Here is a 14,941-nt window from a genome sequence, read left to right as displayed (position 1 = left end):
TATTAAGGATATTTTTATGGTTAGAATGGAAGATATTATTTCTCTTGCAAAAAGAAAAGGGTTTGTATTTCAGTCTTCAGAGGTTTACGGAGGCCTTTCAGGGGCTTGGGACTATGGTCCTTTGGGAGTTGAACTTAAAAAAAATATAAAGAAAGAGTGGTGGAAGAGCATGGTGTACTTGCATGAAAATATTGTAGGCTTAGATAGTGCTATTTTTATGCGTCCTGAAATTTGGAGAGCATCTGGTCATGTTGATGGTTTTTCAGATTCTATGGTTGATTGCAAAGATTGTAAAAGTAGATTTAGAGCTGATTTTGTTGATTTGTCAAAAAATTGTCCGAATTGCAAAGCTGAGAATAATTTTACTTCCCCAAGAAGTTTTAATTTAATGTTTAAGACCCATATTGGAGCAGTGGAGGATGGTTCTAGTGAAGTTTATTTAAGGCCGGAGACAGCACAAGGAATTTTTGTTAATTTTAGAAATGTTTTGGATTCTTCAAGGCTTAAGATTCCTTTTGGAATTGCTCAGGTAGGTAAAGCGTTTAGAAATGAGATAGTTACTAAAAATTTTATATTTAGAACTTGTGAGTTTGAGCAAATGGAAATGCAGTTTTTTGTTCATCCCAAGCAAATAGACGAGTGGTTTTGTTATTGGCAGCAAAATAGAATGAATTTTTTTATAGAAACTCTTAAAATTAGGCCTGATAAATTAAGATTTAAGGCTCATGATTCATCGCAGCTTGCTCATTATGCAAAAGCCGCATTTGATATTGAGTATGAATTTCCGTTTGGATTTCAGGAAGTAGAAGGTATTCACAATAGAGGTAATTATGATTTGACTCAGCACGCTAAATTTTCTAACAAGCCTAAAATATTTGAGTATCATGATTTGTTAACAAAAGAGAAATATGTGCCTTATGTTATTGAAACTTCTGCTGGTCTTACAAGGTCTGTTTTAATGACCCTTTGTGATGCTTATTCTGAGGAAGAACTTTCAGATGGAGACAAGCGTATTGTTTTGCGCTTACATCCCAAGTTGGCTCCTTACAAGATTGCTATATTTCCGCTTGTTAAAAAAGTTGAGCTTATTGAAGTTGCTAGAAGGATTTATATGGAGCTTTGCGATGATTTTCATATATTTTACGATGATAGTGGAACAATAGGCAAAAGGTATAGACGTCAAGACGAAATAGGGACTCCTTATTGTGTAACAATAGACTACAATACTATTGAGGATGAAACAGTTACTGTTAGAGAAAGAAATAGTATGACTCAGAAGAGAATTTTTATTAATGATTTATATTCATACATTAAAACAGAGATTTTAAATTACAAAAAGGATTTTAATAAATGAATCTTGCTTTAAGTCTTTTACATAAACGCGGATTTTTAAAGCAATGTACATCTTTAAAAGTTTTAAGTGATTTAATGGATATAGAAAAAATAGTTTTTTATGCAGGAGTTGATGCAACATCTAGTTCTCTTCATATTGGTCATTTGATTCCCTTTTTAGCAATGATGCATCTTAGGCAACATGGTCACATGCCAATTGTTTTGATTGGAGATTCTACAGCAAAAATAGGCGATCCTTCTGGAAAAAGTGAGATGAGAAAGATTTTATCTTCAGAAGAGATTAGCAATAATGCTTTGTTGATAAAAAATCAACTTCAAAGAATAACCAACTTTACTTCAGAATGCTTTATTCATAATTCAAATTGGTTAGATAATCTCAATTATATTGAATTTTTAAGAGATATTGGCATGCATTTTTCTGTTAATCGTATGTTAAGCTTTGAAACTTATAAAAGAAGGCTGGATTTTGGACTTTCATTTATTGAGTTTAATTATCAACTTTTACAGTCTTATGATTATTATATGCTTAATAAAATTAAAAATTGTCGACTTCAAATTGGTGGTGATGATCAATGGGGAAATATTATCTCAGGGGTTGACCTAATTAGAAAAAAAAATGGATCAGAAGCTTTTGGGCTTACGTTTCCATTAATTACAAGAAGTGATGGAAAAAAGATGGGTAAATCAGAAAAAGGTGCTGTTTATCTTGATTCTAATCTTTATAGTATTTATGATTTTTATCAGTATTTTAGAAATACTTCAGATTCTGATGTGAAAACCTTTTTATATCTTTTTACTTTTTTAGAAGAAGATGAGATCGAATTAATTTCAAATTTTAAGGGAAATTCTTTAAATAAAGCCAAAGAGATTTTAGCTTTTGAGATAACTAAAATTGTTCACGGAGAATCGGAAGCCTTGAAAGTTCAAGAGGCATCTTTTGCCGCATTTAGGGGAAGCGGAGATAGAAGTAATATTCCATTTTTTAAATTTAGCTTTTCTAATTTGGAAGAAGAGGTATTGTTGATTGATTTAATGCTAGATTCAAAAATTGTGCCCAGCAAGTCAGAAGGCAGAAGATTAATTGATTCTGGAGGGGTTTATATTAATGGTAAAAGGGTAGAAAATCAGAGCCACCTTATTACTAAAAAGGATTTTAATAACAATGAAGTTGAATTAAGAGTAGGTAAAAAAAAGTTTTTACGAATTGTTTTATAGTTGATTTTGGATGTATGATAGAAGAGCTTTAAATTGTTTATTTTTTAACACTTTTTTGTTTTTCATGGAATCTAAACATCTTGTGTTTACAGAAGAGCATATTTTTTATGGGCTTATTAAAAGCGATAAAGTTAAAGAACTGCTTAATTTGTGTGCAATTGACTTTTATAAGCTTAATAAACAACTAGAGGAATTTTTTAACAAACTTCCCTTAAGGGGCAATTATATTCCAGATCATGTTTCTAGTATGGATTATCTGTATGACGATATAATTAGCGCTCTTTTTTTTTATAAAAAACCTTATAAAATACAAGAAAAAGATTTATTGTGGGTTCTGGTCAAAAAAAGAAAAAATAGTATTTTAGATGCGCTGCTTAATTCGGGTTTTAATTTGACTATTTTTGACAAACTTATTGAAGTTCATGATTATTTGGCTGTAAATACTAAATCTGCCTCAGGTGACAGTGAGTTAATTTCACAATATATTCATAATAATGTGCCAAAAAGGAAAGGAGGCTTTCATATTTTTGATGATAAGCGTGATAAGTTAGATCAAGATAATATTTTATTAGAAAGTAAAGACTCTATTGGTAATTTTTTAACAAATGTTATTGATACTTTGGATTTAAAATACAATCCTTTAATTGGCAGAAAGCAAGAATTATCTCGGTTAATCCAGGTGATACTTAGGAAGCATAAAAGTAATCCTATTTTATTTGGAGAACCTGGTGTTGGAAAAACAGTATTAATCCAAGGTCTTGCATATAAAATAAAAATAGACAATGTTCCAAAGGATTTGATAGGGTATGAAATCTATTCTCTTGATATTGGTAGGCTTATTTCGGGTACTAAATATAGGGGGGATCTTGAGAGTAGAGTGAATAGGGTTTTAGATTTTTTAAACTCAAGAAAAAAAGTTATGCTTTTTATTGATGAAATCCATATGATAATAGGGGCAGGAGCTACTTCATTTGGTAGTATGGATATTTCCAATTTGTTGAAGCCCATTCTTACTTTGGGAAAAATTAAATTCATTGGAGCTACTACAGAATATGAATATAGAAAATTTTTTTTAAAAGATAAGGCTTTAATGAGAAGGTTTCAGAGCATAGAGCTCAAAGAGCCCGATTTTGAAGACACCTATAATATTTTGCAGGAGATTAAAAAAGATTATGAGAGATATCATAATGTGGAATATACAGACGAAGCAATACAAGCTTGCATTGTCATGTCTAAAAAATATATTAAAGATAGATTTCTTCCAGACAAAGCTTTTGATATTTTAGATGAATTAGGCTCTAAGTTTAAGCTTGAAAACATAAAAAGGATTATAACAAAAGACGATGTTTGTGATCTGATTAAATCTATTGTTGGTTCTAACATTTTTAATTTTGAAGAATATAATAGTCAATTGCTAATTAATTTAGAAAATAGAATAAAAAAAGAACTTATTATACATGATAGCTTGATATTTGATTTGATATTAAATATCAAGCTATTAAAATTTAATTTGCTTGCCAACAGAAGTACTATTGGCATATTTGCCTTTATTGGTGCTTCTGGATCAGGAAAATGCAAATTGACGGATATTTTATCAGAAGAGTTTAAAATTCCGAAATTTACTCTTAACATGGGTGAGTATAGTGATTTTAATTCTCTTGATAGATTGATTGGGCCTGTTTTAAGTAATGAAGGATATTATGAATCTACTAGATTTTTTAAATTTTTAAACAAATCTTCTAATTCTATTATTTTTTTATCAGATTTTGATAAATGTAATAAAAGGGTTTTAGATTTTTTTTTGGAGGGGTTTAAAACAGGTAAACTTTTTGATGGTCTTGGGAAAAAGGTAAGTTTATCGGAAAGTTTAATAGTAATAAGTATCAATGCTGAAAGCAAAGAGCTTAATAGCATTGGTTTTAAGAATAAAATGGCAGGGGGAAATGATTTTAACCTTATATTAGAGAAGAGATTTCCTAATGAGTTTTTAGAGTTAATAGATCATGTGTTTGTATTTAAATCTATTGATGAGTTAGATTTTGAAAAAATCATTTTTAATGAACTTAATTGTTTTGCAAGGATATTAAGAGATAGAAAATTCGATGTTTTTTTTGAAAAAAGTGTTGTTGATTATATTCGAGAAAAGATCTATGGAAAGGGTTATAGCTTAAAAAGTGTTAAAAAGTTTATATTCAAAGAGCTAGGAAAACTTTTAATAGATGAAATTCTTTTTAAGAAAATTGAAAATTCTGGTAAAATAAAAATCTATTTAGATGAAACAATAAAATATGAGTTTTTATAAGGTTATAGGGAGTATTTATGAAAATATCAGTAATAGGAGCAGGTGCTTGGGGAACGGCTATTGCGAAGTCTTTGGCAGATAAATTTAATTTTAATATTTTTTTATGGTCTTTTGAAGAAGATGTTAAGAATGATATTAATAATGAAAATGTTAATGCCAAATATTTAAAGGGAATTAAATTGCCAAAAAATTTAGTTGCAAGTTCAGATTTGTTTGAAGTTGTATCAATGTCTGATTATATTTTCATTGCAACGCCTTCTCTTTTTACTGTTGATATTTTAAAAAAATTGGATCAATTTTTGCATTCTTTGGAGATAAAGCCAAAGCTAGCAATACTTACAAAGGGGTTTATTACTTTTGATGGTAAAACTCAGACAGTTATTGAAGCTGCTGAGAGAGTTATGAAAGGATATAAAGATGAGATTACTTATATTGTTGGCCCAAGTCATGCTGAGGAAGTTGGACTTGGTGTGATAACAGGACTTGTTGCGGCTAGCAATAACAGAGAAAATGCATATTTGTTTATTAATTTATTTAGCAAAACTTCAATTTCTTTATTTTATAGTAACGATGTTTTTGGAGTGCAAATAGCAGCAGCTTTAAAAAATGTGTTTGCAATTGCATTTGGAATTTTGGATGCTTATAAATTGAATTATCCTAATTTGATAGGTAGTAATACAGAATCATTTTTATTTTCAGTATCCTTGAATAATATAAAAGATGTTGCAATGGAGCTTGGGGGAAGAAATATTGAAACGTTTTTGTTTTTGTCTGGTTCTGGTGATTTAGATGTTACTTGTAGAAGCATGTTTGGAAGAAATAGACGATTTGGTAATGAAATTGTTAGCAAAAACATTTTAGAAAGTTTTTTTAGTATAGATGATTTGATAAGCAATATTGAAAAAATTGGATATTTACCAGAGGGAGTTTTAGCTGCTAAATCAATTTTTTCCTTTTTAAAACAATTAAATCGTGATTTCAATCCCAATAGCCTGTTAAGCGTTATATATAAAATTTTGAATAAAGAGTTGGAGCCTGAATCTGTTATTGAGTATATGAGAGATGTTAGGCAATAAAATAAAGCCTCTGTAGAGGCTTTATTGTTTTTGCTCATTCATCATATATAAAATTTTATTGTAAACATCTTCGATTATTTCAAAATTCATTACAACTTCTGTAAGTTCATTAGATTTAATAGTTCCTATTATGTTGTCATTTTTTGTTAAATTGTCTCTTTTGACTAAAGAGTTGCTGTCTACTAAAATTTTTATTCTTGTTAGGTCTTTGTGTATTTTTTTAATATTTTTAATTCCCCCAAAGCATTCCACAATATGCTCTGCTACTTTGATTTTATTTGTTTTTTCTAAATCTGCCATAGCGATTTTATTCTCTGTAGAAAGCTTTATATGCTAAGTAAGCATTGTATAAATCAAATTTAGAAGTTATTTCCATTGGAGAATGCATACTTATAACAGCAGGTCCCATGTCTATTGTTCTTATTCCATAGCTAGCTAAGAATTTAGCAACGGTTCCTCCCCCTCCTTCTTCTACTTTTCCAAGTGTTGCTACTTGCCAGGCTATATTGTTTTTATTTAATAATTGCCTAATGTAAGAAACAAGCTCAGCATCAGCATCGCTGGCCATACTTTTTCCACCATGTCCTGTGTATTTCATTATGGGTATTCCATAGCCAAGTTGGGGAGCATTTTGTTCGTCATGAACTGAGCTAAATAGTGGGTTTATTGCTGCGCAAACATCAGCGGAAATGCTTTTTGAATTCCATAAAGCTTTTTGGACGTGAAGATTGTTGTATTCTGATTTTTTAATTTTAAGGATCATATCAGAAACAAAATATTCAAGATATCTTGAATCTAGTCCTGTTGAGCCTGTTGAACCAATTTCTTCTTTATCTACAAGAAAGCAAATGGCTGTTTTGTTTGGAGTCTCTTCAAGATCAAATATGGATTCTAGCGAAGTGTAAACGCATATTTTGTCATCTTGTCCGTAAGCGCCAATTAAAGCTTTGTCAAATCCAACGTCTTTTGCTGTTCCTGCAGGCACTATTTCAATTTCTGATGATACAAAATCCTCTTCTTCTATTTTGTATTTTTCTTTTATTAGCTGTAAAGTTGCCAGTTTAACTTTATTTTTTTCTTTTGTTTCGATTGGTAGGCTTCCAATTAAAATTTTTAGATTTTCTCCCTCAATAATTTCATCTGATTTTTTATTTCTTTGTATTTTTCTATCAAGATGGGGTAAAATGTCGGGAATTACAAATACAGGATCGTTTTCATTGTCTCCAATGTTGATTTCAACCCTTTCTCCGTTTTTTAAAAATACCACACCTCTTATTGAAAGGGGTGTAGATAGCCATTGATACTTTTTTATTCCCCCATAATAGTTGGTTTTAAGAATCGCAAGTTCGTTTTCTTCAGAGATTGGTGAAGGTTTTGCATCAAGTCTTGGTGAATCTGTGTGAGAAACAATGAAATTCATTCCATCTTCAACAGGATTTTTGCCAATAATAGCAAAAGCAACAGATTTTTCTCTACAGGTATAAAAAATTTTATCACCTGGCATTAAATTTTTTTTCTCTTCAGCGTTAATAAACCCCAATTTTTTTGCTTTATCTAGGGCATAGGCTGTAACTTCTCTTTCTGTTTTATATTTACTTATAAATTTTTTGTAACTTTCGGAAAAATTGAAAATTTGATTTTTTTCTTCTTCACTTAAATATATCCATGGATTTTGTTTTTTCATATTTATAGGTCCTCCTGTTTCATTTTAACATTTTAATTGTTTTTAAAGTGTGTACAAAATAAATTATTTATTGTAAACTTACTTTTAATTTTAATATGATTAATAAATTATAAGGGAGAATTTTTATGTATAAAAATGGTTTTTTGAAAAACTATTTGCCATTGTTTTTATTTTTTTTAATAATTGCCTGTACTTCAAAAGACAGTTCAAATGAATATGTTGAAGAGCAAGAAGCAGGCAACTCTTCTAAGCTTGATGATTCTAAAATAGATGAACATACTATTGGGCATGTTTTTCATGCTATGGGAGTAGTTCATTCAAAAAAGGATCGAAAAAGTTTGGGGAAAAATATAAAGGTTTTTTATTTTTCTGAAGAAGATGGACATTTCCAAACAATACCTTCAAAAGAGGGTGCAAAGTTAATAGTTTATTTTTATGACAATATTTATGCAGGAGAAGCTCCAATTAATATTTCTGGAAAAGAAGCCTTTATTTTTGTTGGTCTTACCCCTGACTTTAAAAAGATTATAAATAGTAATTTACATGGCGTTAAAAGTGATCTTATTGGCACTTTTAAAGATCTTAATATTAAAAATTCAAAATTGGAAATTACAGTTGATGAGAATAATTCAGATGCCAAGACTTTCCTTGAATCTGTTAATTATATTATCGACGGTGTTGAAAAAATTTCACCTATGCTAACGAATTAATTGATATTTTTGATTTTGTAGGCTTTAATTTAGATTAAAGCCTACTTTAAATCAAGCTTCTCAAGTCCTTTTATTAAAATTTCTGCTGTTTTTACGTTGGTTGCAAGCGGTATTTTATGTACATCGCAAAGCCTAATAAGAGCTGACACGTCTGGTTCGTGGGGCTGGCTTGTTAGGGGATCCCTAAAGAAAAATATGGCTAAGATATTTCCTTCAGCTACTTCAGCCCCAATTTGCTGATCTCCTCCCATAGGGCCTGATTTATATTTAATAATTGTAAGATCAGTAGCTTGTTGGATTTTAGATCCCGTTGTTCCTGTTGCAATAAGCTTGAATTTGGACAAGAAGAGATAGTTTTGTTTGACAAAATTTACCAAATCTTCTTTTTTTTTATCATGTGCAATTAATGCTATTTTTTTTTCCATTAATTTTATTCCTTTTCCAATGTAAAATAATTTTTGTTGAAATTTAATAAAATTTAGTCATAAGTATATTTTTAGACTTCAATTTTTTAGAATTTATATTGGTTCTGGTTTGTGCCATAAAAATCCTTGACCATAGTCTATTTCTAGTTCAATTATTTTTTTTAATATTTCCTCATTATACACAAATTCGGCAATAATTTTTATATTTTTTGTATCTGCTATTTTTTTAATAGATTTTATTATTACAAAATCTATTTCACTAGAGTTTATTGCTTTTATGAAAGATCCATCTATTTTAAGTAAGTCTATTGGTAGTGTTTTGATATATGAGAGTGATGTATGTCCGCTTCCAAAGTCATCAAGTGCTAGTTTGATTCCAAAACTTTTTAATTCTTGAAAATATTTGTTTATTATCTCAAAGTTTTCAAGAATTCCAGTTTCTGTTATTTCTAAGCATATATTTTGAAGCGGGATTTGACTTTTCAATAAAGTATCTCTTAAAAAGATTCGAAAGTTTTGGGATTTTAGTGAATAAGGAGATATGTTAATTGAGAAAATGTGAATCCCATTTTTTGATACAAAGCTTTTGTATTCTCTTAAAGCCTTTTTAACCACCAATGTATCAACCTCAACAGTTAAATTATATTTGTCTATTAAGTTAAAAATTTGATTGTTTGGAATTGGCCTGCCCATGTGGTCGAAAAGTCTTGTCAAGATTTCTATTTTGGGCTTTAAGTTTTTTTTAAGAGGATTTATTTTTTGATAATAAAGAGTAAAAAAATCATTTTTTATTGCTTTGAGTATATATTGAAAGATTTTGTTTTGATTTTTTAAAATCACCGCTTCTGGTAATTCTTCTTTGTATATAGTGGGATTAGATTCTTTGTATTCCGATGATATCTTTGTAGCCATCATTAATTTGGGGATTTTGAATTCTAAGTTTTCTTTTAAATTTACCTCTATTATTCCAATATTGAATTTGAATATAATAATATCTTCTTTTTTAAATGCCAGTGCAATTGTTTTTTTGATTTTTTTAGCAATTGAGATTATTTGCTTTTCACCACCGCTTGTGCATACAATTACTATTAAATTGTTGTGTTTTAGCTTAAAAATATATTCGGAGTATAATGACATTATTTTTGAATACATTATTTTAAGTATTTTTATATTAAGCTTTTCTTGATCCTCTTTGTATTCATATTCTGCGGTTAGGGATACGTCTAAATTAAGCAAATATATTCTTTTCTTTTTGTAAATATCCATATGGTTTACTAGTAATTTTTCAATTTCTTTGGCATTTTGAATCTCGTCTTGCGAATCAATAATTTCTAGGTATTTATAGTTTTCTATTTCATTAGGGTTTGATATTTCTTTAATTGTTATTAATTTATCAATATTGTTTTGAGCGATTGTGCTAATAAATACATCTACATGCAGTTTTTTGTTATTTTTTAAAGTTAAAATACAATCGGTTATTAATATATTTTTAAATTCTGGGATAGAATTTGTGTGGTAACTTAAATCTATTTTTTCTAACTTTTCCCAATCTCTGATATCTATGTCGGTTACTTTGATTATATTTCCAGAGGTTTTCATTGGAAGATTAAGATTTTTACTACCTTTTTCATTGATATAAATAATTTCATTTTTGGTGTTTGTGATGATTACTATTTCTTTTATGAGTTCTGATAAATTTAAAAAGAAATCCAGAGTTGTGTTTTTATTGTCGTAAAATAGTTTTTTTTGATGTATTAAGCTTTGCTTATATTCTAATTCGCTTATATCTTTTATTATTTCTATATGATTAAGTTTTAAATATTCCTCATCAAATTTTTCGTTGCTAATTATAATAGAATGGATTTTGTTTGCATTTTTTAATTCATTTGCAACGTTTATTGAAAAATCTATTGGTTTTTCATAATTATAAATAATAGCAAATTTAATATTATTTTGTTTTACATACTCGCTGTATAAAGCTTTTTCAGATTTTACGATTTGAATTAAGTTGAAAATAGATTTAAGCTTTATTAGATCTATAACATCAATTTCTTTTTTAGAGATTATAACCGAATTTATATTTTGATAATTATTAACAACGTTCATTTTATTGGCTTGCTCTTATTTTAATTTTTGTATGCCAAGTTGGTATTATTTTTTATTTTTTTATCTGCAATTTTTTTAGTGACTATTATCCAGATTAAGCCTGAGAGCATTAGTGTTAGTGAGAGAATTTGTCCCATTGATATGTTTAAAAAAGAAAATTCAGACAGACTTTTAATTGGCTTATAGGTTATTATAAATCCAAGTTCTTTGTCTGGTTCTCTTAAATATTCAATAAAGAATCTGAAAAAAGCGTAAAGCATTACATATACACCAAAAATAAATCCATCATATTTTTTGATTTTTCTAAATAAAAACCATAGCAACAGAAAAGTTATAGGCCCTTCGAAAAATCCTTCAATAAGTTGAGAAGGTATTCTCGGAAGGTTAATTAACAGGTCATGAGGCAAAATTTCAAGCCCTACTGATGACGCAAATTCTTTTACTCCTGGTATATTTGTGTCAAATGGTTCTGCATTGGGGAATATTATTCCCCCTTTCATTACTCTTCCATAAAGTTCTGCATTTGCGAAATTAGCAAGTCTTCCAAGTATGTAGCCAGAAGAAAAAGCTATTGATCCATAGTCTGTTAGTTTTAGAAAATATTTTTGAACATTTGTATTTTTAAGCTTTGTATTTATTGTGATTAGAGGAGCAATTATTGCCCCCAAAAAACCACCATGGATGGCCATACCTCTAAAGCCTGTAAAATTCCAATGTTGGTCGAATGGCAAAAGGATTAGCCAAGGATTAGAATAATAAATTCCCGATTTGTCGTAAACCAAGGTAGATGCCAATCTGCCTCCTAAAATTGCTCCAAGCACAAGTGAGAACATAAATGTTTCATAATCTTCTTTTTTGATATCAACGTTATCTGATTGTATTTGATACCAAATAAATTTATAAGAGATTAGTATGATTAAAATATAAGATAGGCTATACCATGTAATTGGTATGCCTTGAATCACTTCAGGATGTAACCAACTTGGGTAATTTATGTAATTTGGCATTAGACCTCCTTAGCCTTTTCAAGCTTTTCAAAAAGCTTTTTTTTAAATAACATATTTTGCTTTCTTAAAGTTTCGATTTCTCTTTTCTGAGATTTTATTATATCAATAATTTCACTACTTTCTATTGTTTTGTTTTTTATCAACGATTCAAGGTATTCAATTTTTTCAATATATTCTTCTTGAGCTTCTCTTAGTACAAAATCATAGCTTTCATTTAAATCTTCTTCGTTTAAAAGCTCGGCATCATTTGTTAAATCTTCAATTTCGATTAATTTTTTCGCAATTTTTTTTATACTTTTAGAGGTTGGGCTTGTAGGTTTGTATATAGTGATGGGTATTTTATTGTTTAAAGCTTGATCAACTATTTCATCTTTATAGATTGCTCCAATACTTTGTAAATTTATGCTTAAATAGTTTTTTGCTGATTTTATTATTTTTTCGGTTTTTTCAATGTCTTTGGGAGTTTTTAGCATATTAAATATCATGAAAGGACAAATTGTTTTAAACAATTTGTTAAATTGAGAATAATTTTCAGGATCTTCGTTTTCAAGTTTTAATAGCAAATTAGGTATATAAATCCTTTGAAGATCGATTGAATTTTGTTTTATTGTTCTGAGAATTTCATTTCCTTTTGTCCCTCTTTTAAACACGCTTGATAACAGTCTAAATATTATATTTTTAAGAAATAAATATGCATTCATTGTAGCTGTTACTGTTGGTGTTGTTACTATTACTCCTCTTTTTGACATTAAGAAAAAGTCTATGATATTAAAAGCTGTTCCTGCTCCAAGATCAATCACTAAGTAATCATATTTTAAAGATTTTAAATTTTTTATTATGATTTTTTTTTGAGAAGCAGCTATATTAGCAAGTTCTGGAATGTCAGAATCTCCCGCAATGAAGTTTAGATTTTTAATTCCAGATTGAATAATAATGTCTGAAAAATTAATTTTTGTTTTTAAAAATGTTCCTATGCTTTTTTTGGGTGTAATGTTTAGCATTGAATGCAAATTAGATGCTCCAAGGTCAAGATCAACAAGTAATACGCTTTTTCCTTCGTTTGCCAGGCAAATTGCTATGTTTGCTGAGAAAAGGGATTTGCCAACTCCCCCCTTACCACTGGCTACAGGAATAATAATCAAGCTTTACTCCAGATTTTTTATTTTTGCTTTAATTAGCGCTAATATTGTTACATTAAATGCTAGGTAAACTACTGTAATTCCTAAAAGTATGGCTAGAGAGGTTTGGTAGACGTATATTTTAAAAGTAAATCCCAAGATGAATAATAATAATGTTAATATTATTTGGAATAATTTAGTTATTACTATAATGCTGTGAAGAATTTTAAATTTTTCGTAGATAAAGTAATAGATTGTTAAATTGGCCATGAAAAATTCAGGTGAGTATAAGATAAATGTTAGCATAAACTTTATGGAGTAATTATTAATGAAAATTAATTTATTAATGGCTTGGTATAATAAGGCTAAGATTAAAAGACTTTCAAGAATTTGTAAAACAATAAGTCCTGCTCTATAAAGGCTTTGTTTTTTTTTAGGATCTGAGTTTAACATAGTTTTAAAATATTATATTATGGAAATAAAATCAAGTTTTAATTTTTGCATTAGGAATGAATAAATGAAAAATAAATTTTTAATATGTGTATATTTTTTATTGACTTTAGGTATAAGCTCTTTAGTAATTGTTGAATCTATTTTTGCTTTTGATGAATCTAATAATAAGTTATCAAGATCAAATTATGAACAGATGATGATTCAAGCTTTTGAATTTGTAAAAGAAAATTATGTTGATCCTGTAAGCGATGAAGTAATTTTTGAAGGCGCTTTAAAAGGAATATTTCAAGCCTTAGGTGATCCTTATTCTCAATATTTGACAAAAAAAGATTTAGAAGAAATTTCAAAAACAACAGTAGGAGATTATGTTGGTATTGGAATTTCTATAATAAAAAAAATGCATTCCCAAGATAAGCAAGACAAGGCAAAAGATCTTGATCCTAATGGTGCTTGTGTTTCTATTGTTACGCCTTTTGAAGGAGGTCCGGCTTATAGAGCTGGAATTAAATCTGGAGATTGTATTACCGCTGTTGATGGTAAGAGTGTTTATTCTATGGAAGTAGATCAAGTTGTTGATCTTTTAAAAGGCAAAGAAGGCACAAAAGTTAAAGTATCTATTCTTAGGGGGAAAAATTTAACATTGGATTTTGAACTTACAAGAGAGAAGATAGAAATTCAAACAATCAAGTATGATGTTATTAATTCAGATATTGGTTATATAAGAATAGTAAGCTTCAATCCACACACCTCTGTAGATTTTAGAAAAGCCTTAGACAATCTTAAGAATAAAAATATTAAATCTTTAATTTTAGATTTAAGACTTAATACGGGGGGATATTTTCAGGCAGCTATAAAAATGGCGGATGATATTTTGTCTAAAGGAACTATTGTTTCCACAAAATCAAGAAATTCTAGCAAGCCCGTTGATTATAAGGCAAGCTCAAAACAAGTTTTGTCTTCAGATATAAAAATTGTTGCTTTGATAGACAGATCGTCAGCCTCAGCCTCAGAGGTTTTTGTAGGGGCCTTAAAAGACAATAAGAGAGCCTACATTATAGGTGAAAAGTCTTATGGCAAGGGGCTTATTCAGCATGTAGTTCCTTTTTACACTGGTGGATTTAAAATTACAAGCTCAAAGTATTATACTCCATCTGGAAAGAGTATTCATAAGGTTGGGATTGAGCCTGATTTGGAAATAAAATCCCCAGATTTTTCTGAGGAGGAAGCATTAATATATAAAGAAATTTTTGATAAAAAGCTGATAGAAGGCTTTTTGAAGGGTAAAAAATCCATTACCGAACAAGAGATTGATTTTTTTGTTGATAATCTTGTTAAAGAAAATCCAAAATATAAAATTGATAAAGAATTTTTAGGCAAGTATGTGTTTTTTAATTACTATCAAGACAATAATAAAGAATTACCAATTTATAATCTACATTATGACAAGGTTTTAAAAGCAGCTTGTGAGTATTTGTCTAAATTAGGTAATTAA

Annotated in this window: 13 protein-coding genes; 6 read left to right on the top strand and 7 right to left on the bottom strand. The window is 28.9% G+C overall.

Going from position 1 to position 14,941, the window contains the following annotated elements:
• The first annotated feature begins 16 nt into the window (after positions 1–16).
• The 4 genes from HNQ06_RS02980 to HNQ06_RS02965 are packed head-to-tail and all read left to right on the top strand — an operon-like array spanning position 17 to position 5,946.
• Complete coding sequence (locus HNQ06_RS02980; RefSeq protein WP_184107468.1) at positions 17–1,354, top strand: glycine--tRNA ligase; 1,338 nt, start codon at positions 17–19, stop codon at positions 1,352–1,354.
• The gene (gene tyrS, locus HNQ06_RS02975) at positions 1,351–2,568 is read left to right on the top strand and encodes a tyrosine--tRNA ligase (protein WP_184107467.1); all 1,218 of its coding nucleotides are present in this window, start codon (positions 1,351–1,353) and stop codon (positions 2,566–2,568) included. The genes HNQ06_RS02980 and tyrS overlap by 4 nt, the downstream gene beginning before the upstream one ends.
• A gap of 10 nt (positions 2,569–2,578) precedes the next feature.
• The gene (locus tag HNQ06_RS02970; RefSeq protein WP_184107466.1) at positions 2,579–4,870 is read left to right on the top strand and encodes an AAA family ATPase; all 2,292 of its coding nucleotides are present in this window, start codon (positions 2,579–2,581) and stop codon (positions 4,868–4,870) included.
• Between the two features lie 17 nt (positions 4,871–4,887).
• Positions 4,888–5,946, top strand: a complete 1,059-nt coding sequence (locus HNQ06_RS02965; RefSeq protein WP_184107465.1) for an NAD(P)H-dependent glycerol-3-phosphate dehydrogenase — start codon at positions 4,888–4,890, stop codon at positions 5,944–5,946.
• A 21-nt stretch (positions 5,947–5,967) separates the two neighbouring features.
• Here the strand turns inward: HNQ06_RS02965 and HNQ06_RS02960 are convergent, their stop codons facing one another.
• Together HNQ06_RS02960 and HNQ06_RS02955 are read right to left on the bottom strand one after the other, a co-directional pair.
• Positions 5,968–6,246, bottom strand: a complete 279-nt coding sequence (locus HNQ06_RS02960; RefSeq protein ID WP_184107464.1) for a PTS sugar transporter subunit IIB — start codon at positions 6,244–6,246, stop codon at positions 5,968–5,970.
• 7 nt (positions 6,247–6,253) lie between these two features.
• Positions 6,254–7,630: an aminopeptidase gene (locus HNQ06_RS02955; RefSeq protein ID WP_184107463.1), complete on the bottom strand. Its 1,377-nt coding sequence runs from the start codon at positions 7,628–7,630 to the stop codon at positions 6,254–6,256.
• A gap of 125 nt (positions 7,631–7,755) precedes the next feature.
• Between HNQ06_RS02955 and p22 the strand changes: the two genes are divergently transcribed.
• On the top strand, positions 7,756–8,340 hold the full coding sequence (gene p22 / locus HNQ06_RS02950; protein ID WP_184107462.1) for a lipoprotein P22: 585 nt from the start codon (positions 7,756–7,758) through the stop codon (positions 8,338–8,340).
• 41 nt (positions 8,341–8,381) lie between these two features.
• Here the strand turns inward: p22 and mgsA are convergent, their stop codons facing one another.
• From mgsA to HNQ06_RS05830, 5 genes are all read right to left on the bottom strand, one after another.
• Positions 8,382–8,765, bottom strand: coding sequence for a methylglyoxal synthase (mgsA, locus tag HNQ06_RS02945; RefSeq protein WP_184107461.1), 384 nt, complete (start codon positions 8,763–8,765; stop codon positions 8,382–8,384).
• Positions 8,766–8,858: 93 nt separating this feature from the next.
• A complete protein-coding gene (pdeA, locus tag HNQ06_RS02940; protein ID WP_184107460.1) occupies positions 8,859–10,871 on the bottom strand; it encodes a cyclic di-GMP phosphodiesterase PdeA in 2,013 nt (670 codons plus the stop codon).
• Between the two features lie 20 nt (positions 10,872–10,891).
• Positions 10,892–11,878, bottom strand: a complete 987-nt coding sequence (lgt, locus tag HNQ06_RS02935; RefSeq protein WP_184107459.1) for a prolipoprotein diacylglyceryl transferase — start codon at positions 11,876–11,878, stop codon at positions 10,892–10,894.
• Entirely contained in the window at positions 11,878–13,020 is a 1,143-nt protein-coding gene (locus HNQ06_RS02930; protein WP_184107458.1) for a MinD/ParA family protein, read from the bottom strand. Before HNQ06_RS02930 ends, lgt begins: the two co-directional genes overlap by 1 nt.
• A 3-nt stretch (positions 13,021–13,023) precedes the next feature.
• Positions 13,024–13,344 carry a hypothetical protein gene (locus tag HNQ06_RS05830; RefSeq protein WP_343056760.1) on the bottom strand — a complete coding sequence of 107 codons (321 nt, stop codon included), beginning with the start codon at positions 13,342–13,344 and terminating at the stop codon, positions 13,024–13,026.
• Positions 13,345–13,513: 169 nt separating this feature from the next.
• Between HNQ06_RS05830 and HNQ06_RS02925 the strand changes: the two genes are divergently transcribed.
• Positions 13,514–14,941 carry a S41 family peptidase gene (locus HNQ06_RS02925; RefSeq protein ID WP_184107457.1) on the top strand — a complete coding sequence of 476 codons (1,428 nt, stop codon included), beginning with the start codon at positions 13,514–13,516 and terminating at the stop codon, positions 14,939–14,941.

The organism is Borreliella lanei (assembly GCF_014205895.1).
In the GTDB taxonomy this organism is placed as follows: Bacteria; Spirochaetota; Spirochaetia; order Borreliales; family Borreliaceae; genus Borreliella; species Borreliella lanei.
This window is presented reverse-complemented; position numbering and strand designations above follow the sequence as displayed.